Below are 23,416 nucleotides of genomic sequence, written 5' to 3'. Positions count from 1 at the left end.
CACTGTTAATCGCGCGACCCTGCCACAAAGTTTGAGTCAGTGGATCTCTTAGTCTTCGAACATACATTCGACTCATGACGTCCGGCCCGATCCGTGAAGCGCTCACGGTGCTGCGTGCCGCTTACGACGCCCTGGCCGACTGTGACGTCGAAACACTCACCCGCACCGAAATTCTCGAGGTCCTCGACGAGGTGCAGACGCTCGGCTGCCAGCTCCCGAGCCAGAACCACCGTCTGCTGGCCCGCCTGCAGGCCGAGTCGACACCGCGGGAACTCGGTGCCAAGTCATGGCGTGACGTGATCGTGATCCGGTGGCGCGTCTCCACCGAGGAGGCCAACCGCCGGCTCACCGAGGCGGCACTACTGGCGCCCCGGCATGCCCTCACCGGAGCGCCGCTGCCACCGCTGCTCGTCGCGACCGCCACCGCACAGCGACTCGGATTCATCACCCCGGAGCACGTCACGGTGATCCGTCACGCGATGAAGCGCATGCCTGGCTGGGTCGATACCGCCACCCGCGAACGCATCGAAGTCGACTGGGTGCGCCACGCCGTCAGGTCGGGCCCCAAGGAACTCCAGGACCAGACCGCACGGACGCTGTTCCTGCTCGACCAGGATGGGCCCGCCCCGGACGACGAGGAGCGCGCCCGTCGCCGGGGGCTGTCCAAGGGCAAGCAGCAGCACGACGCGATGACCGAGTTGAAGGCGAACCTCACCCCCGAAGCCTGGGCGGTGTGGGAGGTCCTGTTCGCGCGATACGCAGCACCCGGCATGTGCAACCCGGCAGACGCCGACCCGTGCACGTCCGGCACACCGACGCAGTCGCAGATCGACGGCGACACCCGCAGCATCGAGCAACGCCGCCACGACGCCTTCGAGTTCATCGGTCGCACTGCCCTCGACAAGGGCGAACTCGGCCAGCTCAACGGCCTCCCGACCGCGATCATCGTACGGGCCACGCTGCAGGAGCTGCGCACCCTCGCCGGCATCGGCGTCACCGGTGGCGGCACTGCACTCCCGATTGCCGACGTCCTACGGATGGCAGCGCAGGCCAACGCCACCAACTACCTCGCCGTGTTCGACGACGCCACCGGATCCACACTCGACCTGTTCAGAACCCGGCGGACTGCCTCGGTGGCGCAACGCTTTGCGCTGATCGCTCGCGACGGTGGCTGCACCAAACCCGGCTGCACGGTGCCCGCCTACGGCGCCCAGGTCCACCACGCCGCGAAGGATTGGACCGCCGGCGGCGACACCAATGTCGACGACCTCGGCCTGGCGTGCGGGCCGGACAATCGCGCGGTCGGCCCCGGCGGTTGGACCACCCTGCTCAACGACCGGCACGAAGTCGAATGGATACCCCCGGCCGGACTCGATACCGGCCAGAAGCGCACCAACGACTACCACCACCCCGAGAAACTGCGGCTACCACTCGAGGGGGACGACGCGCGGGCGGCCGCCGAGGACGAACCCGGTAGACCGGAACCACCCGGCAACACAGCGGCCTAGCTACACGACGGTGAGCGGCAGCGACTTGCGCTCCTCGAACTCCCACGTCGCCCCGCCACTGAACTTGGTGACCGCGACCTCGCCCAGCTCCTTCGCGGGAGTGTCGGTCTCGACGAAGCGCACCGTCCAGTCACTCTCGGTGCCGGAGACCTCCGCGCGCAGATGCGGGTCGACCGCCGTGGCGATCGCCTGCAGCGGCTTGTCCGAGACCGGCGACACCAGGGAGATCCAGGACTCGTCCTCGTGGGCTGGCGAGGGGCGCACATGCACGAATCCCGGGTCGATGTCAGCCCACACGTAGGCGGCGGGATTGAGCAGCGGGTGCAACTCGAGCACCCGCAACGCACCCTTGACGTCGCTGGACAGCTTGAGCGCCTTGTGGATTCGTTCGGCCGCGACCCCGGCGATGCCGATCAGCTGTTTGGTGCGGATCGACCGCGCCAGCGCGGCATCGTCCTTCGCCCGCGCCTCGACCGCCAGCTTGAACGAATAGACGAGCAGGTGCATCTGCAGGCACACCTCGTCGGCGATCCGCACGAGCGCGGAATGCGAGAACGCGCCGAAGTCGACATCGGCCAGCAACGGCCCCGAATAGTCCGCCCGGCCCTCGTCATCGCGGTCGATCGGGTCCAGCTCGGTGTGGTGCGCGTGGGTGGCGGCGACGATGTCCATCGCGGGAATGAACGGCACCTCCGGGTAGGACTCGTCGATGATCACCGTCCATCGGCAGTGCGGATGCTGATCGGCGGATGCCCTCGGCGGCCGGTGGATCGGCCGCACCTGAGCCTTGCGGTTGGTGGCCAGCGCGGTGGCGTCGAACGTGGGGTCCTCGATGTCGTGGCACATCCCATGGACGTAGTCCTCGCCCATCGGCTCGACGTCGAGCAGTGCCCCGCAGTGGTTCAGGTAGAACTCGCCGTGCCACCGGTCGTGCACGACGTACCGGAAGTCCATGAACTGCGGCGGCGCACCGATGTCGAGTTGCAGACCCTTGAAGAGGGTGAAGATGTCGACACCCTCGTAATCCAGCGCCTTCTGCATCCGCCGGGTGTACAGCGGACTCGACGCCGCCCACTCCTCGATGGCGATCTGCAACATCTCCTCGCGTCCCCACGCGCTGATGCAGTGCGCCATTCCGGACCGGTCGATGAGCTGCCCGATCAACAGCAGCTCGGGCACCAGCACGGCGAGTTCTTCGCGCGACAGCGCGGCGTACCTACTCATCATCGAGCTTGCTTCCCGAGTGCATGTTCAGCGCGGCGTTGACGTTGGCCTTCTTGTCCTCGCCTTTCTCGGCGGACTTCTTGCGCTGCTTGGCCACCTTCGTCACCACACCGTCGAGCTTCGATCCCAGCGGGAAGCCGAGATAGTGGGTGAGGAAGATCGCCATCTCCTTGAGCTCGTCCTCGGTGAGCTCCTCGTTGGCGATCGCGGCGTTGGCCTGTATCTCCGCCAGATCCGAGATGCCAAGGGCCGTCACCACAGTCAGCGTCATGATCCGCTTGTCGCGCATCGACAGTCCCGGACGGGTCCAGATCGTCCCGAACAGGTGGTCGGCGGTCAGCGCGAAGTAGTCGCCGGGCATGTCCGGCATCTCCCAGCCGTAGACCTCGTTCATCTTGTCGAGGCCCTTGCGGCGCAATTCGTCCATGCTCATCCCTCCGTGCTGGACTCGACGTGCGGGACGCCGAGCCCGTCGGCCAGATTGTCCAAGGCCACCCGCGCCAGCGGAAGGTCGACCGAGACCGCCTCGCCCAGCGCGAGCGCGAGGCTGAGATCCTTCTCCCCCAGGCCGCGGGCATGCAGGAACGGCTCGTAGAGGAAGTGGTCGTGATCGAGGGGGCGCATGTCGTCGCGCACCATGATCGCGCCGGCGCCACTGGTCAGCGCATCGGTGTGACGCACCACCCGGCCCAGCTGCTGCAGGTCGATGCCCGCCTGCTCGGCCAGTCTCATCGCCTCGCAGGCCGCCGCGTACGAGGTGAAGGTCAACATGTTGCGCGCCAACTTCATCCGCGTCCCGGCGCCTGGCGCGCCGGCGTGGATCACCATCGAGGCGAACTGCTTGAACGCCGGCTTGATGCGTTCGTACACCTCGCGGTCGGCGCCCACCATCACCGCGAGCTCGCCCTTGCCCGCGGCCGCCCCGCCACCGCTGACCGGCGCGTCGACGATGTGGATGTCCTGCGGCCGGAGCTGCTCGGCCAGTTCGACGGCGGTCTCGGGGCTGATCGTCGAGTGGATCGCGATGACGGTTCCCGGCTTCGCGTGCTCGGCCAGCTCGGCGACCACCTGGCGCACCTGCGCGTCGTTGAGCACGGTGACACTGATGATGTCGGCGCTCGCCACGTCGGCCACGCTGTCGGCCACCGATGCGCCGGCCTCGACCAGCGGGGTCATGGCGTCGGTGCGGACGTCGAACACGGTCAGCCCGCCGGGCCACTCGACCAGCCGGGCGGCCATCGGCGCGCCCATGTTGCCCAGGCCGATGTAGCCGTACTTGGGATCACTCATCAGCGGATGATCTGTCCGCCGTCGACATTGAAGATCTGGCCCGTGACCCACTTGGCCTGATCCGACAGCAGGAACAGGCACATCCCGGTCAGGTCGTCCACTTCGCCCATGCGCGACAACGGGATTCCCTTGACGATGTCGGCGACCATCTCCTGCGGAGTGGTGGTGCGGTTGGCCTCGGTGTCGATGGGTCCCGGCGCGATCGCGTTGACGCGGATGTTCTGTCCGCCGAGTTCGGTGGCCAGCTGCTGGGTGAGGCCGTTGATGCCCACCTTGGCCAGGCCGTAGAAGTTCGAGTACAGCCACGCCGCGGTCGACGACTGGTTGACGATCGCGCCGCCGCCGCGCTTGGCCATCTTGCGGTACACCGCCCGGGTGCACACCAGCGCGCCGTCCATGTTCACGCTCATGAACTTCTTGTAGTAGTCCCAGTCGACGGTGATCAGGAAGTCCAGCTTCATGCCACCGAAGATGGCCGCGTTGTTCACGAGGTAGTCGATGCCGCCGAACTCCGACAGTGCTTGCGCCGCCATCTCTTTCGCGGAGTCCGGGTCGGAGACGTCGACACGCACCGCGAGCGCGTTGCCGCCCTCGCCCTTGATGCCGTCGGCCACCTTCGCAGCGCCCTCGGTGTTGATGTCGGCGACGACGACCGCTGCGCCCTCACGTGCCAGCGCCTCGGCGTACGCCTGGCCGATGCCGCCGCCGGCACCGGTGACGATCGCCACCTTCTCCTTGAACTGATCTCCGTAGAGTCCCATCACGGCCTCCGCTTTCTACTTCGCTGCCTTGGCGATCGCCTTGATCTCGAGGTATTCCTCGAAGCCGGCGAGTCCCATCTCCCGGCCGATGCCGGACTGCTTGTAACCACCGAACGGCATGTCCGCCGAGTACCAGACTCCGCCGTTGATGTTGACGGTTCCGACGCGCAGCCGGGCGGCGATGCCCGCGGCTCGGTCCTCGTCGGCCGAGAAGACGGTGCCGGACAGGCCGTAGGGCGAGTCGTTGGCGATGCGGACGGCGTCGTCGTCGCCGTCGTGGGCGATCACCGTCAGCACCGGCCCGAAGATCTCTTCGCGCGCCACCTTCGCACTGTTGTCGAGGCCTGCGATCACCGTCGGCTCGATGAAGAAGCCGGTGTCACGGTCGGCGGGACTCCCACCGCCGCAGGCGAATCGGCCGCCCTCGGCAATCGCGGAGTCCAGGTAGCCCTGGATCCGGTCGCGCTGGCGCGCCGAGATCACCGGCCCGCAGATGGTGCCCGGCTTGTTCGGATCGCCCGGCTTCAGTCCGCCCATGGTCGCGGCGGCCGCCTCGACGGCCTCGTCGTACCGGGCGCGGGGAACCACCAGCCGCGTGGTGATCGCGCAGCCCTGGCCGGCGTGCATCGACGCGGTGAACGCCGCCATCGAGCACGCGCCCGCCAGGTCGGCGTCGTCGAGCACCAGGAACGCCGACTTGCCGCCCAGCTCGAGGAAGACCTTCTTCAGCGTGGCCGCGCCGTCGGACATCACGGTCCGCCCGGTGTTGGTCGACCCGGTGAACGACACCATGTCGACGCGCGGATCCTTCGACAGCAGCGCGCCCACCGCGTGGTCGCTCGAGGTGATGATGTTGAGCACGCCCGGAGGGAAATCGGTGTGCTCTGTGATCAGCTCGCCGAGCACCGCCGCCGCCCAGGGTGTGTCAGGCGCGGGCTTGAGCACCAGCGTGTTTCCCGCCGCCAGGGCCGGGCCGACCTTGGCGAGGTTGATCTGGTGCGGGAAGTTCCACGGCGTGATGGCGCCGACGACGCCGATCGCCTCCCTGGCGATCGTGCGGTGGGTCTTGATGCCCATCGGCGACGCGACACCCAGATCGGATGTCCACTCATAGCCCTGCGCGGTGTCGGCGCAGAAGCTGAGGTCCTCCACCGGACCCTCGAGCTGCGCGGCCGCGGTCAGCATCCGCGGCGCGCCCACCTCGGCGATGGTGAGGTCTCGCAGTTCCTCGACGTGGTCACGCATCGCCTGCTGCAGCTGCCGGATGCACCGGACGCGCAGCTCGACGTCGGTCGACCAGCCGGTGTCGTCGAACGCCCGGCGGGCGGCCTCGATCGCCGCACCCATGTCCTCGGCCGTCGCGTCCGCCGCGACACCGAGCGTCTCCTCGGTGGCGGGGTTGACCGTGGCGAACGTGCCGCCGCTACCGGTCACCAACTTGCCGTCGACCAGCAGCCGACTCTCTCGATCGCCCAGCAGCGTCATCCGCACTCCCGTCTCGTCACTGGACAACTGTCCGGCGCTGTTCCGTCGAACCATAGCCTTCGGCCCGACCGCCCCGCAAGGCCCGGCCACCTGCGGCTCCGCCGTGACGTCCGAAAAGCACATGCGCACGGCCAATTTGCGGCTCCGGCTTGCCTCGCGGGGCGGACGTCGGATAACTTGGACATGTGTCCAGTGATGCAGTGGTCGCGATCACAGACGGCAGCTCGCCGGCCGACGTGGTCAAGGCGCCGCGCAACCGCCGGCAGGAGGAGACCTTTCGCAAGGTGCTCACCGCCGGGGTCGAGATGCTGCGCGAGTCGTCGTATGCGGATCTGACCGTCCGTGCCGTGGCGGCGCGGGCCAAGGTGGCGCCCGCCACCGCCTACACCTACTTCTCGTCGAAGAACCACCTGATCGCCGAGGTCTACCTCGACCTGATCAAGAAGGTGCCGTTCTTCACCGATGTGAACGAGCCCATGCAGGCCCGCGTCGCGCAGGCGCTGCGGGCGATGGCGCTGACGGTGGCCGACGAGCCCGAGGTGGCCGCGGCGTGTACCACCGCACTGCTGACCGGCACCGACCCGACCGTCCGTCAGGTGCGCGACCGCATCGGCGCCGAGATCCACCGCCGCATCCGTTCCGCGGTCGGCCCGGACGCCGACCCGCGTGCGGTCGCGGCCCTGGAGATGACGTTCTTCGGCGCGCTGGTCAACGCGGGCAGCGGCGCCTTCACCTACCACCAGATCGCCGACCGGCTGTCCTACGTCGTCGGCCTCATCCTCGGAGAAGACAAGTGACCGTTTCTGACGTCGTACTGGACCCGTACGACTACGACTTCCACGAGGATCCGTACCCGTACTACCAGCGCCTGCGCGACGAGGCGCCGCTGTACCGCAACGAGGCCCTCGGATTCTGGGCGCTGTCGCGCCACACCGACGTGCTGCAGGGCTTCCGCAACAGCACCACGCTGTCGAACAAGTTCGGCGTGTCACTGGACCCGGCGTCGCGCGGACCGCACGCCGCCAAGACCATGTCCTTCCTCGCGATGGACGACCCGGCGCATCTGCGATTGCGCACCTTGGTCTCCAAGGGCTTCACCCCGCGCCGCATCCGCGAGCTGGAACCGCGGGTCACCGAGATCGCGGTGCAGCACCTCGACGCGATGATGGAGAAGGCCGACGGCAACGCGACCGTCGACTACGTCAACGAATTCGCGGGCAAGCTGCCGATGGACGTCATCTCCGAGCTGATGGGTGTGCCGCAACCCGACCGCGACCAGGTCAGGGCGTGGGCCGACGGGGTGATGCACCGCGACGACGGCGTGACCGACGTGCCGCCGGAGGCGATCGAGGCCTCGATCAACCTGATCGTCTACTACCAGGAGATGGTCGCCCAGCGCCGGAAGAACCCCACCGACGACCTGACGACGGCGCTGCTGGAGGCCGAGATCGACGGTGACCGGCTCACCGACGACGAGATCCTCGGCTTCATGTTCCTGATGGTGATCGCGGGCAACGAGACCACCACCAAACTCCTTGCCAACGCCGCGTTCTGGGGGCACAAGAACCCCGACCAGCTCCAGCCGGTCTACCAGGACGAGTCCCGGATCCCACTGTGGGTCGAGGAGACACTGCGCTACGACACCTCCAGCCAGATCCTGGCCCGCACCGTCGCCGGTGATCTGACGCTGTACGACACCACCATCCCCGACGGCGACGTGCTGCTGCTGCTGCCCGGATCCGCGCACCGCGACGAGCGGGTCTTCGAGAACCCCGACGACTTCGTCATCGGCCGCGAGATCGGTTCGAAGCTGATGAGTTTCGGCTCCGGCGCGCATTTCTGCCTCGGCGCCCACCTGGCTCGCATGGAAGCGCGCGTCGCGCTGGCCGAGCTCTTCAAACGAATCCGCGGATACGAGGTCGACGAGGCCAACGCCGTCCGCGTCCACTCGAGCAATGTCCGCGGATTCGCCCACCTGCCCATGACCCTCCAGTCCCGCTGACAAGCCCGCCCGAGAGGCTCACGTTCCATGCCACGTTTTGCTCCACTTCCCGAACGCCGACCCGCCATCGTGGCCGGCGCCTCCTCCGGCATCGGTGAGGCCACCGCCATCGAGTTGGCCGCCCGCGGATTCCCCGTCGCGCTCGGCGCTCGTCGGGTGGAGAAGCTCGAAGACCTGGTCGGAAAGATCAACGCCGACGGCGGCGAAGCGGTCGGCTTCCACCTCGACGTCACCGACCCCAATTCGGTGAAGTCGTTCGTGACGCAGTCGATCGACGCACTGGGCGACATCGAGGTGCTGGTCGCCGGTGCCGGTGACACCTACTTCGGCAAGCTGGCCGAGATCAGCACCGACGAGTTCGAGTCGCAGCTGCAGATCCACCTGGTCGGCGCGAACCGGCTGGCCGCCGCGGTACTGCCCGGCATGCTCGATCGCCAGCGCGGAGACCTCATCTTCGTGGGATCCGATGTGGCACTTCGGCAGCGGCCGCACATGGGCGCCTACGGCGCCGCCAAGGCCGCACTGGTGGCCATGGTGAACAACTACCAGATGGAACTCGAGGGCACCGGCGTACGCGCCTCGATCGTCCACCCCGGGCCGACCAAGACGTCGATGGGCTGGAGCCTGCCCGCCGACAAGATCGGGCCCGCGCTCGAGGACTGGGCCAAGTGGGGCCAGGCCCGGCACGACTACTTCCTGCGCGCGTCGGATCTCGCGCGCGCCATCACCTTCGTGGCCGAGACACCGCGCGGCGGATACATCGCCAACATGGAGCTGCAGCCCGAAGCGCCGCTGGCCGACGCGCCCGCAGACCGTCAACAGCTGAAGCTGAACGAGGAGAACTTGAAGCCATGACCACTGCGATCGTTCCCCGCGTCTCGGGCGGCGAAGAGGAACACGGCCACCTCGAGGAGTTCCGCACCGATCCGATCGGGCTGATGTCGAGGGTGCGGCAGGAATGTGGGGATGTCGGCTGGTTCCAGCTCGCCGACAAGCAGGTCGTCATGCTGTCCGGATCCGAGGCCAACGAGTTCTTCTTCCGCTCCAGCGACAGCGAGCTCAACCAGGCCGAGGCCTACCCGTTCATGACACCGATCTTCGGCGAGGGCGTGGTGTTCGACGCCGACCCCGAACGGCGCGCGGAGATGCTGCACAACACCGCACTTCGCGGTGAGCAGATGAAGGGTCACGCCGCCACCATCGAGAACGAAGTCAAGAAGATGATCGCCGGATGGGGCGACGAAGGCGAGATCGAACTACTCGACTTCTTCTCCGAGCTCACCATCTACACCTCGACGGCCTGCCTGATCGGATTGAAGTTCCGCGAGCAGCTCGACAGCCGGTTCGCCCACTACTACCACCAGCTCGAACGCGGCACCGACCCGCTGTGCTACGTCGACCCCTACCTCGACATCGACAGCTTCCGCATCCGCGACGAGTCGCGGGTGAAACTCGTTGCGCTGGTCCAGGAGATCATGGACGGACGCATCGCGAACCCGCCCGCGGACAAGGCCGATCGCGACCTGCTCGACGTGCTGGTGTCGATCAAGGACGACGACGGCAACCCGCGCTTCACCGCCAACGAGGTGACGGGGATGTTCATCTCGCTGATGTTCGCGGGCCACCACACCAGCTCGGGCACATCGGCGTGGACGCTGATCGAACTGATCCGCCACGCCGATACCTACGCAGAGGTGCGGGCAGAGCTCGACGACCTCTACGCCGACGGCCAGGAGGTGAGTTTCCACGCGCTGCGCCAGATCCCGAAGCTGGACAACGTGGTCAAGGAGACACTGCGCCTGCATCCGCCGCTGATCATCCTGATGCGGGTCGCGCAGGACGAGTTCGAGGTGAAGGGCTTCCCGATCCACAAGGGTGACTTCGTCGCGGCGTCACCGGCGATCTCCAACCGGATCGCCGAGGACTTCCCCGACCCCGACGCGTTCAACCCCGATCGCTACAACAAGCCCGAGCAGGCCGACGTCGCCAACCGATGGACCTGGATTCCCTTCGGCGCCGGCAAGCACCGCTGCGTCGGTGCGGCGTTCGCGCAGATGCAGATCAAGGCGATCTTCTCGGTGTTGTTGCGCGAGTACGAGTTCGAAATGGCCCAGCCCGCGGAGAGCTACCACAACGACCACTCGAAGATGGTCGTGCAGCTGGCCCAGCCGGCGAAGGTGCGCTACCGCAAGCTTGCGAAAGCCTGATCCGACATGGGTTGCTATCGAGTCGTGCTCGACGAGGACCTGTGCCAGGGCCACGCGATGTGCGAACTGGAGGCTCCCGACGTGTTCACGGTGCCCAAACGCGGCATCGTCCAGATCCTGGACCCCGAACCACCCGACGATCTCCGCGATGCCGTGGAGCTGGCTGTCGACATGTGCCCTACCCGAGCAATATCCATCGAAGAGAAGGACTGACAATGGCGTCACGTGAACAGCTCGAGAACTGGGTCGAGCGCTGGCTGCAGGCCAACAAGGACGCAGAGAAGGCCGGCGACTGGAAGCCGTTGGCCGAGTTCTACACCGACGATGCGACCTACGGCTGGAACATCGGGCCGAAAGAGGACGTGATGTGCGTCGGGAAGGACGAGATCCGCGACACCGCACTCGGTTTGGAGATGGAAGGCCTGGAGAACTGGTACTACGAATACCAGAAGGTGCTCATCGACGAGAAGCTGAACGAGATCGTCGGCTTCTGGAAGCAGATCGTCAACAAGGGTGACGGCACCCAGGACGAGATCTACGGCATCGGCGGCAGCTGGTTCCGGCTGAACGACGATCTGAAGATCGAGTGGCAGCGCGACTTCTTCGACTTCGGCCACGTGCAGAAGATGTTCATGAAGCTCATCGAGTCCGGCGACCTCACCGCGACCATGCAGAAGCGCATCGAACGCAGCCTGGCCGGCGAGAAACTGCCCGGCTACTACCCCCTCGGCAACGCGCCGGTCCCGATCTGGTGACTCCCGGCCAAGCAGTTGCTTGGGGGCGGGTGTGACGCACCTAACTAATGCCTCTAGTCTGTGCTCACCGGCTCTATTGGAAGGCAGCTTTTGATGAAGACAAAAGGCGCTCTCATCTGGGAGTTCAACCAGCCGTGGTCGATCGAGGAGATCGAGATCGGAGACCCCGTCAAGGACGAGGTCAAGATCCAGATGGAAGCGTCGGGCATGTGCCACTCCGACCACCATCTGGTCACCGGTGACATCCCGATGGCCGGTTTCCCGGTGCTCGGCGGCCACGAAGGCGCGGGCATCGTCACCGAGGTCGGTCCGGGAGTCGAGGACATCGCGCCCGGCGATCACGTGGTGCTGTCGTTCATCCCGTCGTGTGGCAGGTGTCCGTCGTGTCAGGCCGGACTCCGCAACCTCTGCGACCTCGGCGCCGGGCTGCTCGGCGGCCTCGCGGTGTCCGACAACACCCATCGCATCCACGCCAAGGGTCAGCCCGTCATCCCGATGACGCTGCTCGGCACGTTCAGCCCGTACATGGTGGTGCACAAGAGCTCGGTCGTGAAGATCGATCCGTCCATCCCGTTCGAGGTGGCCTGCCTGGTCGGCTGCGGCGTCACCACGGGCTACGGCTCGGCGACCCGCACCGCGGACATCCGCCCGGGTGACGACGTCGCCGTGATCGGCGTCGGTGGCGTCGGCATGTCGGCGCTGCAGGGCGCCGTCAACGCCGGTGCGCGCAACATCTTCGTGATCGAGCCGGTGGAGTGGAAGCGCGACGCGGCGCTGAAGTTCGGCGCCACACACACCTACCCGGACCTCGAGTCCGCATTCGCCGGCATCGCCGAAGTCACCTGGGGCCTGATGGCCAAGAAGGTGATCGTCACGGTCGGCGAGCTGAAGGGCGCCGACGTCGACAGCTACGTCAACCTCACCTCCAAGGGCGGCACCTGCGTGCTGACCGCGATCGGCAGCCTGCTGGACACCAACGTCACGCTGAACCTGGCGATGCTGACGCTGATGCAGAAGAACCTGCAGGGCACCATCTTCGGTGGCGGCAACCCGCACTACGACATCCCGCAGCTGCTGTCGATGTACAAGGCGGGCAAGCTCAACCTCGACGACATGATCACCCGCCAGTACCAACTCGAACAGATCAACGACGGGTACAAGGACATGCTCGAGGGCCGCAACATCCGCGGCATCATCCGCTACACCGACGCGGACCGCTGACCGTGGGCACCGACACCGCCCAGCAGACGCCGGTGGTGACCGCGTCGGAGTCGTCGTGGCGCTGCGTGCAGGCCGGCGACAAGGAGGGCTGGCTGGCCCTGATGGCCGACGACGTGGTGCTCGAGGACCCGATCGGCCAGGCGGTCACCAACCCGGACGGCAACGGGGTGCGGGGCAAGCAGGCGGTGTCGGAGTTCTTCGACGCCAACATCGGTCCCAACCAGCTGACCGTCACCCGGGAGGCGACGTTCGCGTCGAGTTCCCCGACGGAGATCGCCTACATCCTGGTGCTGCGCACCCGCTTCCCCAACGGCTTCGTCGCCACGGTGCGGGGCGTCTTCACCTACCGGGTGAACGACGACGGCCTGATCACGAACCTGCGCGGCTACTGGAACATGGAGGACTCGATGGAGTTCAGCCAGGAGGGCGAGGGCGATTAGCGCCGGCCCGCTCGACGGGCGTGGCGCGGTCGTCGTCGGCGGCTCGCGGGGTGTGGGCCTCGCGGTGGCATCGCTGCTCGCGGCGCACGGCGCGGGAGTGGTGCTCAACGGCCGAGATGGCGACGCGGTTGCGACTGCGGCGCAGGGCATCCCGGGTGCGCACGGTGTCGCCGGGTCACCCGCGGACCCCGAGGTGGCCGACGCACTCGTCGACGCGTGCGTGCAGGAGTTCGGCCGCATCGACATCCTGGTGAACTGCGCGGGCACCGCCGAGCCGCCCGGGTCGTCCATTCTCACGGTGACCAGCGGGGAGTTCCGCGAGCTGCTCGACGCACATCTCGGCACGGTGTTCGAGACGTGCCGGGCCGCGGCGCCGCGGATGGTCGCCCAGGGCGGCGGCGCGATCGTCAACACGAGTTCGTTCGCATTCCTCGGCGACTACGGCGGCACCGGCTATCCGGCCGGGAAAGGCGCGGTCAACGGGCTCACGCTGGCGATCGCCGCGGAACTCAGAGGGAACGGCGTCCGGGCGAACGTGGTCTGCCCGGGGGCGAGGACCAGGCTCTCGACCGGTCCGGAGTACGAGGCGCACATCGCCGACCTGAACCGCCGTGGCCTGCTCGACGACGTCAGCATGCAGGGCGCGCTCGACGCCGCACCGCCGGAGTACGTCGCCCCGGCCTACGCCTACCTGGTCAGCGACCGGGCCCGCGACATCACCGGCCGGATCTTCATCGCCGCGGGCGGCTTCATCGGCGAATTCGCCCGGCCTTCACCCGGTTTCATCGGCTACCGGGACCACCACGATTCGCCGCCGTGGACCCTCGACGAGTTGGACGCGCTGCTTTCCACACGGTGACCGCGATCTGGCATGCTCGTCCCCATGGCGACCGTCTTCACCAAGATCATCAACGGAGAACTGCCGGGCCGATTCGTCTACGAGGACGACGACATCGTCGCCTTCCTCACGATTCAGCCGATGACGCCGGGCCACACGCTCGTGGTCCCTCGCGCCGAGATCGATCAGTGGCAGGGCATCGAACCCGCGGTCTTCGGTCGCGTGATGGAGGTGGCGCAGCTGATCGGCAAGGCCGTCATCAAGGCGTTCCCCGCCGAGCGCGCCGGGCTGATCATCGCCGGCCTCGAGGTGCCGCACCTGCACGTGCACGTCTTCCCGGCCCGGGATCTCGCGGACTTCGGCTTCGCGAACGTCGACAACAATCCCTCGCCGGAGTCGCTCGACGACGCTCAGCGCAAGATCAAGGCCGCGCTCGCCGAACTGACCTGAGGCCCCCGCGTCCGTAACGCTGTGGCGTGAAACGGCGCCGAAAATCGCCGTGGCGTTACGCGCGTGAGGAATCGTCCGCCGAACTCGCCGCCACCGGCGTCTCCGAGATCCGCGGCAGCTGCACACGGAACCGGCAGCCTTCGCCGGGCGCGGTGGAGACGGTGACCGTCCCACCGTGCGCGAACACCAGCGAATCGACGATCGACAGCCCCAGACCGGTGCCGCCGCTGGCCCGGGCCCGCGACGAATCTGTCCGGTAGAACCTCTCGAACACCCGCTGCGCGTCCTCCGGACTCATGCCGGGACCTTCGTCGCACACCTCGAGCACCGCATCGTCGCCTTCGGTGCCGACCCGCAGCGCGATGCCTGCGGTCTCCGGAGTGTGCTGCAACGCGTTGGCGACGAGATTGCCGAGCACCTGACGCAGCCGGGCCTCGTCCCCGAGCACCTCGGGCGTGCCCGGACCGTCGAACACGTCAAGGGTGATCGAGCGCTTCGGCGCGATCGATCGCGCGTCGTGCACCGCGTCGGTGGCCATCGCCAGCAGATCGACCCGGCGCTGCTCGAGCGGGCGCTGCGCATCGAGACGCGCCAGCAACAGCAGATCCTCGACGAGCAGGCCCATCCGTCGCGACTCGCTCTCGATGCGGCTCATCAGCATCTCCACATCGCGGGCCGCGCCCTGGCGGTACAGCTCGGCGAACCCGCGGATGGTCGTCAACGGGGTGCGCAGTTCGTGGCTGGCATCGGTGATGAAGCGGCGCATCCGCTCCTCGGAGGTGCGGGCGTCCTCGGCCGACGACTCCGACGACGCCACCGCGCGCTGGATCTGGGCGAGCATGCCGTTGAGCGCCAGCGACAGTCGGCCCACCTCGGTGCGCGGGTCGCGCTGCGGGACTCGGCGGTCGAGCTGGCCCGCGGCGATGGCGGCCGCCGTCTCCTCCACCTCGGTCAGCGGCCTCAAACTGCGGTGCACCACCGCATAGCCCAGCACTGCGAGCACCAGGAGCACCGCGGCGCCGATCCCGGCCTGGGACCACACCAGCGCGCGGACGGTCGACTGCACGTCGGACAGATCGACGGCCACCGTGGTGACGGTGCCGTCGGGCCCGCGCACCGTCATCGCGCGCCAGGTCACGTTCGAGTGGTCGACCGAGTGGACGGTGACCGGTTCGGGGCCGACGTCGTTGTCCTCAGGCAGCACCGGTTCGGCGTCACGGTCGTTGACCGCCATCCACATCCGGCCGTCGGGGTCGACGCCACGGACGTAGAAGTTCGACGGCGGCCGGGCCGGATTCGGCCCCTCCGCGGGCATCGACGACGACCGGGCGGGCGCCTGCGCCCATCCGCGCGACGCCTCGAGCAGCGTCTGGTCCACCCGGTTCTCCAGGCTGTGCCGCATGATCGTGGTGACGGCGATGCCCGAGGCCAGCAGGCCGCAGGCCACCAGCACCAGGGTGGCGGCCACCAGCCCCACCCGCAGCGGCACGCCCTGCCGCACTATCGGCGCCGTCGGCTCATCGCGCAAGCGCTCATCGCCGCCGTCGGCTCTTCGCGCAAGCGCTCATCGCGGTTCGCGCAGGACGTAGCCCACGCCGCGCAGCGTGTGCAGCAACCGCTTGTCGCCGGTGTCGATCTTGCGCCGGAGGTAGGAGACATAGGACTCGACGACGTTGACGTCGCCACCGAAGTCGTAGCGCCAGACGTGGTCGAGGATCTTCGGCTTCGACAGCACCGTGCCCGCGTTGATGATGAAGTACCGGAGCAGGGTGAACTCGGTCGGCGACAGCGAGACCGGTTCGCCGGCCTTCCACACCTCGTGGGTGTCCTCGTCGAGCTCGATGTCGGCGAAGGTCAGGCGCGCGCTGCGAGGCTCCTCGACGCCGTGGCCGATGCGGCGCAGGATCACCCGCAGTCGGGCCACCACCTCTTCGAGGCTGAACGGTTTGGTGACGTAGTCGTCGCCGCCGAGCGTCAGCCCCGCGATCTTGTCCTGCAGTGAATCGCGCGCGGTCAGGAACAGCGCGGGCGCGTCGATGCCGTCGGCCCGCAGCCGGCGCAGCAGGCCGAAGCCGTCCATTCCGGGCATCATCACGTCGAGGATCACGGCGTCGGGATGGACCTCGCGGGCCTTGTCCAGCGCCGCCGCGCCGTTGGACGCGGTGTGCACCTCGAAGCCCTGGAACTTCAGACTCACAGAGAGCAGTTCCACGATGTTGGCCTCGTCGTCGACGACGAGGACCCGCGCTTCCGGAACGGACTCGGTCATTGCAGGCATCGCCATGGTCATCAGAGTCCTCCCTCCGCCTATCGTCTTCCTGCGGGGCGGCTGTGGACTTCCTGTGAATCGATGCTTGCGCAGTTCATACACTGGTCAGATGAACCTGGCCAAGAACCTGGTCGACCTCGCGACCGCACCGGCACGGGTGGGACTCGCCGTCGCCGAGGCATCGTTGGGCGCCGCCACCGGCGCGGTGGGACTGGCGCAGCGCACCCTCGGCGAAGCAGGCACGCAGACGAGGAACGCCCCCAACTCGATGGCGCACCTGCTGGGCATCGACGAGGCTGTGCAGCGCGCCAACCGGCTGGCCCGGCTGATGGACGACGACCAGCCGCTCGGGCGGGCGCTGATACCGGGCGGGCCGATCGACCGCCTGCTGCAGCCGGGCGGAGTGGTGGACAAGCTGACCATGCCCGGCGGCGTGCTGGACCGGCTGACCAAGGAGGACGGCGGCCTGATGCGGGCCATCGAGCCCGGCGGGCTGGTCGATCAGCTGCTCGACGAGGACGGCATCGTCGATCGGCTGCTGGCCGAGGACGGACTGGCCGACCGGCTGCTTGCCGAGGGTGGGCTGGTGGAGAGGCTGACCGCCCGCAACGGCCCGCTCGAGCAGTTGGCCGCCGTCGCGGACACCCTGAACCGATTGGCGCCGGGGCTGGAGGCACTCGAACCGACCATCGAGGCGCTGCGGGACGCGGTGATCACGCTCAGCCAGGTGGTCAACCCGCTGAGCAACATCGCCGACCGCATCCCGTTCCCGGGTCGGAGGCCGCGCAACCGGCCGGCGCCGACGACCACCGTGGTGCGCTCACAGCGCATCGTCGAGGCCGACGAGTAGGGGTCAGCCCTCGGCTTCGAGGTCCCGCACCGCGGCGCTGACCGCGTCGGCGTCCGGCGGCTCTCCGTCCCACCTCTGGAGCAGCAGCACGGTCGCGCCGCGCAGCATGCGGACGTAGTCGTCGACGTCGTCGGAGCTCTTGTATGACTTGATGCGACCGGCCACCTCGGGCGCGAGCGGCTCCAGCGAGGTGGCGATGGACGTAGCGAGACTGCCCTCGGTCCCGGCGCTCTGGTCGAGCAGCGTCAGCAGCCGCTCGACCCTGTCCCGCGGAAGCGCGGGATACACGTGTGGGAAGTCGGCCAGCAGATCGTCCTTGACAGTCACGGGCAGCGGGTTCCCCGCGAGCGCAACCCGGTAAACTCTGGCCGTCGCCTCCTTAGCTCAGTGGTAGAGCGTTCGCCTTGTAAGCGGAATGTCATCGGTTCAATCCCGATAGGAGGCTCCACGAAGCACTGGCTGTCGGTGGCCCGTCGTAGCGTCCGAGGCGTGACACAACAGTGCCGCGGCTGTGGTTCACCGCTCTCGAAGCGCAGCCAGAAGATCTACTGCAGCAATGCCTGCCAGGCGACGGTCCGGCGTGACACCGGTACGCGACGTTGGCTCGAATCCGGCGAGGCGTGGCCAGGCTCCAGCCGCGGCCACTACATCCGTACCTACATCGCCGCCGCCCAGTCGGGTTGCTGCGCAATCTGCGGCGGCGCAAGCGTCTGGCTCGATCTGCCGCTGGCCTTGGTGCTGGACCACATCGACGGCGACCCGACCAACAACCGACGGGAGAACCTGCGGCTGATCTGCCCGAACTGCGACTCGCAGCTACCGACCTTCAAGAACCGCAACCGCGGCAAGGGGCGTCACTACCGCAGGCAGCGTTACGCCGACGGCCAGTCGTACTGAGGTAGCGCCGCCCTCATTGCAGGGCGACGCCGAGTTCCTGGGCGAACACCTTGATCATGTGTTGGACGCCGATCTCGTTGCGCCCGATGATCATGTGGTCGTGTTGGCCGTGCCGCACGCCCTCCCCGCACTGGGGCAGCATCGCGAAGTCCTCGTCCCGCACGGCAGCGTGGACGTTCTCGTACACCTCGTCGTAGGCGGCGCGCATCGCATCGTCGACGGCCGGCACGCGACCCATCCAGCTGTGCCGCACAGTGCATCTGGTCGGAGCGCCGGCGGGAAGGATGTCGATGATCTCGACGCCGACCGGGCTGTTGGCCAGAATCAGGTTCGGATACACCCAGTAGATGATGCCCATGTTGAGGTGTGGCTCCCACGATCCGCTCGGGTCGGCGTCCAGCGAGGTGATCCAGTTGAACGGGAAGCCCATCCGGTGATGCTTGCCGTATTCATCGTAGAGCGACGTATTGGCCAGCGTGTTCTGGCCGATCACGCTCTGCCCATGGACGAATGGAAAATGGTAGGCCTCTGCGAACGCCTCCAGCGCGCCCTTCCACGAGACGTTCGACTCGAATTCGCGCTCGGTGTGGTAGCCGTAGGACGCGTAGTTCATCGACTCGAGTTCCTGGCCGAGCGGTCCGAGATGTGCGGCGACGTCGATGGACGCATCCGCGGTCAGGACGGCCCAGATGAAGCCGTGCCGCTCCTCGTTGGGTAGTTCGACCAATCCGTAGTCCGCCTTGTCCATCGAATCGAACCCGGCGCTGCCCGGGACGGTGATCAGTTCACCGGTGTTGCGATACGTCCACGCGTGATACGGGCACGTGAACCGTGATGCGCTGCCGGTGCCGCAGGCGGGCATCGCCCCACGATGGCGGCAGTAGTTGAGGAAGACGTGGCTCGTGCCGTTGCGGTCGCGCGTCACCAGCAGCGAATCACCGAGCACCGACCGGACGACGTAGTCGTTGGCGTCGGGGATCTGCGCCGAGGGCAGGATCGCCAACGGCACCCGTCGCAGGATCTGCGATTCTTCGATCTCGGTGATCTTGGCGTCGCGGTAGTAGTGCAGCGGTACGCGCAACTCGCGCTCCGCCATGTCGGTCGTCTTACCGAGCGCGTGCCCGAGTGCGCGCCGCGTGAGTTCCGCGTCCTGATTACTCACCGGCTTGCTGAAGATTGTCGTCATGGCCTCACCTTTCGTCCTGCGCTCGTCGCCTGAACATACACTTACCATGAATTGTATGGTCAAGATTCGACACCGGGGATGACACCATGCGGTGGTGCGCAGACACGGCTGGGCGGGCGACATCCCCGTAGACGACGAGGCGGCGGCGAATCGCATCCTGGAAGCGGCGCGCGCCCGGATCGACGCGCACGGCACGGTGAGCGTGTCGGAGGTCGCGACGGCGCTCGGTGTCACGCGGCAGACGGTGTACCGCTACTTCCCGACTCTCGATGCGCTGCTGACGGCCACCGCGATATCGGCGGTCGGCGGCTTCCTGGACCGGCTGGCCGGCGACCTGCAGTCGATCACCGACCCCACCGCCGCCGTCGTCGAGGGAATCGCGTACACACTGGAAACACTCCCGTACGACCGTTATCTCGGTCTGGTGATGCAACCGGGGAAGGCAAGCGCCTTCGCCGCAGGGGTCACCTCGGAGGTCGCCATCTCCTTCGGACGCTCGATCCTGCAACGGTTCAACGTCGACTGGGTGGCCGCCGGCTTCAGCGGTGACCGCCTCGACGAACTCGTCGAGTTCATGCTGCGGACCCTGCAGTCCTTCATCCTCGACCCGGGAGGCCCGACCCGCCACGGCGACGGGCTGCGGGCGTACCTGCACCGATGGATAGCTCCCGCCGTTCAGGAGCGCTCACGTGCGGCCACGTCGGCGCCGTCGAGCAATGCCCGAAAGTGAACGCAGAAGCACAGACTCGGGTAGATCAGCATCGTTGGTCGCGCCACCGGAAAATTGCAGCGCCGATTATCGGATATCCAGAACACGAATCTCGACACCAAACTGGAGAATCGCCCCGTCGGCAACGAACGGTTGTACTACGAACATGTTTGCCGACACTCAGCCGCCTCACGAACGATCAACCAGAGCGTGCGGCTTCGGGGCTCCATTGAAATGTCGGATCCCCACCCACCATTCATCCGGCGACTTATAGTCCGGCTGTACGGGCGCCTGCGCCCGCGCATCCGACGAACGGGAGCTGTCATGCGATCACAGCGGCGCTACCTGGCGTGGGGGGTGGCCGCTGCGGCGGTCCCCATGGCGGTCATCGTGTCGGCGCCCCCGGCAGAGGCGGACTGCACCTACTCGGGTGGGACGACGATCTGCGCCCAGGGCGACGTGCGCGGCGCCAACGGCGTGCCCAGAGCAGCCACCCCGGTGGTCCCCTACCCGTGCGAGAACGACTGGTACTGCAACAGCGGCTGGGATCTCGACGTCGCGTGGGATCCCGGCATCGATCGTCCGGATCGTCCCAACCGCCCGAACCGGCCCGGCGGCGGGGGCGGCGGCGGCGGAAGAGGACCACGGTGAGCCCCGACGTGACCGGCCAATCCATCGATCAAGGAGACACGATGTTGCCTGCAACCCGCCCCGGACGCCGCACAGCGATGGGAGTGGCCGGTTTCGGCGCCCTGGCTTGCGCCTTCGCGATCGCCACCGGATCCGCCGGCGCACAACCTCTTCCGCCCGCTCCGATCCCGCCTCCGTGCACAGCCGCCGAGCTGGCACGAGTGATGTCCGGCGTCACGTTCGAGACGTCGAACTACCTCACCCTCAATCCACCGGTGAACGACTTCTTCACCGGCCTCAAGGGCCAGCCGAAGAACGAGATCGGCGAGAAGGTCCAGGTGTATCTCGACGCCAATCCCGCGGTCCGGCAGGAGCTCCAGCGCATCCGGCAACCCTCGGTCGACTTCCGTCAGCGTTGCGGGGCGCCCCTCACACCCTGACGACAGAAACGTGGCGAGGGCTCGCCCACGGACATCAGCGCCGCAAACTCGCAGGCTGGGAGCACCGCAGCCGCTAGGATCTAGGTGACCTGAACGAGGTTGCGATGACAGATCCGACTGCCGACTACCCGGCCGAGTTGACCCGCACTCAAGCCACGCCCTTCTTCGGCGAAGAAACAGAAGGCCGCACCGGGACTTTCGGACCAGCGCCTGTCGTCGGACCGTGCACCCATTTCACGGAAATCGAGGTCGGCCAGCGGCTCGACGACTTCGATCTGCTCATCGAACTCGGCAGCGGCGCATTCGCGCGTGTCTTCCTGGCCCGGCAACTGTCGCTGCAGCGGCTGGTGGCAGTCAAGATCTCGGAGAACCTGGGCCACGAGCCACAAACCCTCGCCCAGCTCGATCACGACTACATCGTCCGGGTATTCGACCAGCGGATCCTCCCCGATCGAGACTGGCGGCTGCTGTACATGCAGTACCTGCCCGGCGGGACGCTGCTCGACCTCGTCGAAGCCGTGCACCGTGCGGGCCGGCCACCTGACTCGGGTCAGGCCTTGATCGACACGGTCGACAGCGCGCTGGAGTCGCGCGGCGAGATCCGGCCCACCGAATCTGCCACCCGGGCAGAGCTCGCGGACCTGACCTGGCCGGAGACGGTCGCCTGGCTGGGGAAGAGACTCGCCGAGGCGGTGCACTACGCGACGTCGCGGGGTGTCCTGCACCGCGACATCAAGCTCGCCAACGTCCTGCTCGCCCCCGACTGCACCCCGAAACTCGCGGACTTCAACATCAGCTTCGCCCGCAACGTCACCGGCGCAAGCCCGTTCGACTACTTCGGCGGCTCGCTGTCCTACATGTCGCCCGAGCAGCTGATGGCATGCCGGCCCGGACACACCCAGGACGCGGCAGATCTCGACACCCGCAGCGACAACTTCTCGCTGGCGGTCGTGTTGTGGGAGCTGCTGACCGGCGTGAAACCGTTCGACGACTCCGCGGCACAAGCCGCGAGGGCGGACTCCGGCGGGTCGATCGGCGACACCACTGCACTCGAGCTCATGTTGACCGCCCGGGCGCAGGGGGTTTCGGCGTCCGCACTCACCGCACTACCCGCGGACTGCCCCGCCGCGCTGCGTCGCGTGCTGTTGAAGGCACTCAGCAGCGATCGCGATCAGCGCTGGACCTCGGGCGCCGAATTCGCCGAGCAACTGCAGTTGTGCCTCGATCCGCATGCCCGTGACCTGGTCGATCCCCCAGCACGAAGTTGGCGGCTGCGGCTGCGGCCGTTCTTCCTGCCGATCGCCACGCTGGCCATCCTGATCCCCAATGTGCTGGCCAGCGCGTACAACATCCAGCACAATCAGCTGCTCATCGTCAGCCAGCTGTCCGAGCATGCCCAGACCCGGTTCATGGTGGTCACCACACTGATCAACCTGGTCTTCTTCCCGCTCGGCGGGGCGGTGCTGATCTACTGGTTCCGCTACGTCATCTCGGTCCCGCGGCGCCTGCGCCGGGGGCCGCCGCCGGCCGCGGAGGCCCTGGCCAGAGCGCGTCACGACTGCCTCGTCGCAGGTGACCGGGTCGTGTTCGTCGTGTTCGGTCTGTGGTTCCTGTCTGCGCTGGCGTTTCCGTTCACCATGCAGTTCGCCGCGGGTGGGATCCCGGGCAGGTCGGCGATCCACTTCTTCGGGTCGATCACGGTGTGCGGCGCGATCGCGATCGCATATCCGTTCTTCCTGGTGACCTTCTACGTCGTTCGTAGCGTCTACCCGGAACTGGTGGCACACGGGCAGACGGACCCGCGGGAGGCCGAGCAGCTACGCGCACTGAGCCGTCGGCTGCCCCGCTATCTGGCGGTCGCGGCCTCGGTGCCCCTGCTCGGCGTCGTGGCCGTGAGTTTCCTGACCGCCGCGGAGATCGCCGAAGTCATCGTGCCGATCAGGGTGCTCTGTATCGGGGGGATCGCCGCGTTCGTCCTCGTGTACTGGCTGTCGCGGCTGATCGAAACCGACATCCAGGCGCTCGAGCGGGTGATCCGACACCGACCGCCACATCAGCTCTGACGATCGTTCGATCGAGGCAGCGCAGCGCTCTCAGTTCTCGTCGGCGATTTGATGGCGGCTCTCGTGCTGACCCGGCGCATCGGGGTCCTCACCCTGATGCTCGAACAGCTCCTGCTGGTCGCGTTGCTCGTCGGTGACCTCGGTGGCGTCCTTTGGCCGGGCCGACGGGTCGTTGGGTTCGGTCATCGGCG

27 protein-coding genes and 1 tRNA gene are annotated in these 23,416 nt (G+C 67.4%); 18 read left to right on the top strand and 10 right to left on the bottom strand.

Annotated elements, in window-relative coordinates:
• Positions 1 to 74: 74 nt before the first annotated feature.
• Positions 75 to 1,508, top strand: coding sequence for an HNH endonuclease signature motif containing protein (locus Q2100_RS01350; RefSeq protein ID WP_302912525.1), 1,434 nt, complete (start codon positions 75 to 77; stop codon positions 1,506 to 1,508).
• Here the strand turns inward: Q2100_RS01350 and Q2100_RS01345 are convergent, their stop codons facing one another.
• From Q2100_RS01345 to Q2100_RS01325, 5 genes are read right to left on the bottom strand one after another with little or no spacing between them, the layout of a single operon-like run.
• On the bottom strand, positions 1,509 to 2,735 hold the full coding sequence (locus tag Q2100_RS01345) for a hypothetical protein (protein ID WP_264013989.1): 1,227 nt from the start codon (positions 2,733 to 2,735) through the stop codon (positions 1,509 to 1,511).
• Complete coding sequence (locus Q2100_RS01340) at positions 2,725 to 3,159, bottom strand: carboxymuconolactone decarboxylase family protein (RefSeq protein WP_302912529.1); 435 nt, start codon at positions 3,157 to 3,159, stop codon at positions 2,725 to 2,727. The genes Q2100_RS01345 and Q2100_RS01340 overlap by 11 nt, the downstream gene beginning before the upstream one ends.
• Positions 3,160 to 3,161: 2 nt before the next feature.
• On the bottom strand, positions 3,162 to 4,022 hold the full coding sequence (locus Q2100_RS01335; RefSeq protein WP_302912524.1) for an NAD(P)-dependent oxidoreductase: 861 nt from the start codon (positions 4,020 to 4,022) through the stop codon (positions 3,162 to 3,164).
• On the bottom strand, positions 4,022 to 4,783 hold the full coding sequence (locus Q2100_RS01330) for an SDR family oxidoreductase (protein WP_269892853.1): 762 nt from the start codon (positions 4,781 to 4,783) through the stop codon (positions 4,022 to 4,024). Before Q2100_RS01330 ends, Q2100_RS01335 begins: the two co-directional genes overlap by 1 nt.
• Before the next feature lie 15 nt (positions 4,784 to 4,798).
• Positions 4,799 to 6,268 carry an aldehyde dehydrogenase gene (locus Q2100_RS01325; RefSeq protein ID WP_302912523.1) on the bottom strand — a complete coding sequence of 490 codons (1,470 nt, stop codon included), beginning with the start codon at positions 6,266 to 6,268 and terminating at the stop codon, positions 4,799 to 4,801.
• 185 nt (positions 6,269 to 6,453) lie between these two features.
• Here Q2100_RS01325 and Q2100_RS01320 point away from each other — a divergent pair, with 185 nt between their 5' ends.
• The 10 genes from Q2100_RS01320 to Q2100_RS01275 all read left to right on the top strand — a co-directional run bounded on the left by Q2100_RS01320 (position 6,454) and on the right by Q2100_RS01275 (position 14,181).
• Positions 6,454 to 7,065 (top strand): TetR family transcriptional regulator, encoded by a 612-nt coding sequence (locus tag Q2100_RS01320; RefSeq protein WP_302912522.1) that lies wholly within the window; start codon positions 6,454 to 6,456, stop codon positions 7,063 to 7,065.
• Complete coding sequence (locus tag Q2100_RS01315) at positions 7,062 to 8,270, top strand: cytochrome P450 (RefSeq protein ID WP_264013994.1); 1,209 nt, start codon at positions 7,062 to 7,064, stop codon at positions 8,268 to 8,270. Before Q2100_RS01320 ends, Q2100_RS01315 begins: the two co-directional genes overlap by 4 nt.
• 27 nt (positions 8,271 to 8,297) lie before the next feature.
• Positions 8,298 to 9,125, top strand: coding sequence for an SDR family oxidoreductase (locus tag Q2100_RS01310; RefSeq protein WP_302912521.1), 828 nt, complete (start codon positions 8,298 to 8,300; stop codon positions 9,123 to 9,125).
• Positions 9,122 to 10,477, top strand: coding sequence for a lanosterol 14-alpha demethylase (locus Q2100_RS01305; RefSeq protein WP_302912520.1), 1,356 nt, complete (start codon positions 9,122 to 9,124; stop codon positions 10,475 to 10,477). Before Q2100_RS01310 ends, Q2100_RS01305 begins: the two co-directional genes overlap by 4 nt.
• Positions 10,478 to 10,483: 6 nt before the next feature.
• Entirely contained in the window at positions 10,484 to 10,690 is a 207-nt protein-coding gene (locus Q2100_RS01300; protein WP_302912519.1) for a ferredoxin, read from the top strand.
• A 2-nt stretch (positions 10,691 to 10,692) separates the two neighbouring features.
• A complete protein-coding gene (locus Q2100_RS01295) occupies positions 10,693 to 11,232 on the top strand; it encodes a nuclear transport factor 2-like protein (RefSeq protein WP_302912518.1) in 540 nt (179 codons plus the stop codon).
• A gap of 93 nt (positions 11,233 to 11,325) precedes the next feature.
• Positions 11,326 to 12,453 (top strand): NDMA-dependent alcohol dehydrogenase, encoded by a 1,128-nt coding sequence (locus Q2100_RS01290; RefSeq protein ID WP_264013999.1) that lies wholly within the window; start codon positions 11,326 to 11,328, stop codon positions 12,451 to 12,453.
• Between the two features lie 2 nt (positions 12,454 to 12,455).
• Entirely contained in the window at positions 12,456 to 12,893 is a 438-nt protein-coding gene (locus tag Q2100_RS01285; RefSeq protein ID WP_407667557.1) for a nuclear transport factor 2 family protein, read from the top strand.
• Positions 12,889 to 13,752 carry an SDR family NAD(P)-dependent oxidoreductase gene (locus Q2100_RS01280; RefSeq protein ID WP_302912527.1) on the top strand — a complete coding sequence of 288 codons (864 nt, stop codon included), beginning with the start codon at positions 12,889 to 12,891 and terminating at the stop codon, positions 13,750 to 13,752. Before Q2100_RS01285 ends, Q2100_RS01280 begins: the two co-directional genes overlap by 5 nt.
• Before the next feature lie 24 nt (positions 13,753 to 13,776).
• The gene (locus tag Q2100_RS01275; RefSeq protein ID WP_264014000.1) at positions 13,777 to 14,181 is read left to right on the top strand and encodes an HIT family protein; all 405 of its coding nucleotides are present in this window, start codon (positions 13,777 to 13,779) and stop codon (positions 14,179 to 14,181) included.
• A gap of 55 nt (positions 14,182 to 14,236) precedes the next feature.
• On the opposite strand, the gene Q2100_RS01270 is transcribed toward Q2100_RS01275, so the two are convergent.
• A complete protein-coding gene (locus tag Q2100_RS01270; RefSeq protein WP_302912517.1) occupies positions 14,237 to 15,682 on the bottom strand; it encodes a sensor histidine kinase in 1,446 nt (481 codons plus the stop codon).
• A gap of 63 nt (positions 15,683 to 15,745) precedes the next feature.
• The gene (locus Q2100_RS01265; protein WP_269892861.1) at positions 15,746 to 16,465 is read right to left on the bottom strand and encodes a response regulator transcription factor; all 720 of its coding nucleotides are present in this window, start codon (positions 16,463 to 16,465) and stop codon (positions 15,746 to 15,748) included.
• A 94-nt stretch (positions 16,466 to 16,559) separates the two neighbouring features.
• Here Q2100_RS01265 and Q2100_RS01260 point away from each other — a divergent pair, with 94 nt between their 5' ends.
• Positions 16,560 to 17,300, top strand: coding sequence for a hypothetical protein (locus Q2100_RS01260; protein WP_269892862.1), 741 nt, complete (start codon positions 16,560 to 16,562; stop codon positions 17,298 to 17,300).
• A 3-nt stretch (positions 17,301 to 17,303) separates the two neighbouring features.
• On the opposite strand, the gene Q2100_RS01255 is transcribed toward Q2100_RS01260, so the two are convergent.
• Positions 17,304 to 17,627 carry a hypothetical protein gene (locus Q2100_RS01255; protein ID WP_302912515.1) on the bottom strand — a complete coding sequence of 108 codons (324 nt, stop codon included), beginning with the start codon at positions 17,625 to 17,627 and terminating at the stop codon, positions 17,304 to 17,306.
• Positions 17,628 to 17,673: 46 nt separating this feature from the next.
• Here Q2100_RS01255 and Q2100_RS01250 point away from each other — a divergent pair.
• Positions 17,674 to 17,748, top strand: a tRNA-Thr gene (locus Q2100_RS01250).
• Between the two features lie 41 nt (positions 17,749 to 17,789).
• Positions 17,790 to 18,197, top strand: coding sequence for an HNH endonuclease (locus Q2100_RS01245; protein WP_302912514.1), 408 nt, complete (start codon positions 17,790 to 17,792; stop codon positions 18,195 to 18,197).
• Positions 18,198 to 18,210: 13 nt separating this feature from the next.
• Here Q2100_RS01245 and Q2100_RS01240 read toward each other — a convergent pair whose 3' ends face one another.
• Complete coding sequence (locus tag Q2100_RS01240; protein WP_302912513.1) at positions 18,211 to 19,383, bottom strand: aromatic ring-hydroxylating oxygenase subunit alpha; 1,173 nt, start codon at positions 19,381 to 19,383, stop codon at positions 18,211 to 18,213.
• A gap of 94 nt (positions 19,384 to 19,477) precedes the next feature.
• Here Q2100_RS01240 and Q2100_RS01235 point away from each other — a divergent pair, with 94 nt between their 5' ends.
• The 4 genes from Q2100_RS01235 (at position 19,478) to Q2100_RS01220 (ending at position 23,225) form a co-directional block, all read left to right on the top strand.
• Positions 19,478 to 20,113, top strand: a complete 636-nt coding sequence (locus Q2100_RS01235) for a TetR/AcrR family transcriptional regulator (RefSeq protein ID WP_302912512.1) — start codon at positions 19,478 to 19,480, stop codon at positions 20,111 to 20,113.
• 303 nt (positions 20,114 to 20,416) lie between these two features.
• Entirely contained in the window at positions 20,417 to 20,743 is a 327-nt protein-coding gene (locus Q2100_RS01230) for a hypothetical protein (RefSeq protein ID WP_302912511.1), read from the top strand.
• A 41-nt stretch (positions 20,744 to 20,784) separates the two neighbouring features.
• Positions 20,785 to 21,162, top strand: a complete 378-nt coding sequence (locus Q2100_RS01225) for a heme-binding protein (RefSeq protein WP_302912510.1) — start codon at positions 20,785 to 20,787, stop codon at positions 21,160 to 21,162.
• 104 nt (positions 21,163 to 21,266) lie between these two features.
• A complete protein-coding gene (locus Q2100_RS01220; protein WP_302912509.1) occupies positions 21,267 to 23,225 on the top strand; it encodes a serine/threonine-protein kinase in 1,959 nt (652 codons plus the stop codon).
• A 30-nt stretch (positions 23,226 to 23,255) separates the two neighbouring features.
• Here Q2100_RS01220 and Q2100_RS01215 read toward each other — a convergent pair whose 3' ends face one another.
• Positions 23,256 to 23,411 (bottom strand): hypothetical protein, encoded by a 156-nt coding sequence (locus tag Q2100_RS01215; RefSeq protein ID WP_302912508.1) that lies wholly within the window; start codon positions 23,409 to 23,411, stop codon positions 23,256 to 23,258.
• Positions 23,412 to 23,416: the final 5 nt, after the last annotated feature.

Origin of the sequence: Mycolicibacterium arseniciresistens (assembly GCF_030519285.1) — a bacterium.
Classification (GTDB): Bacteria; Actinomycetota; Actinomycetes; order Mycobacteriales; family Mycobacteriaceae; genus Mycobacterium; species Mycobacterium arseniciresistens.
Note: the sequence above shows the minus strand (reverse complement) of the source record. Positions and strands in the feature narration are given on the sequence as shown.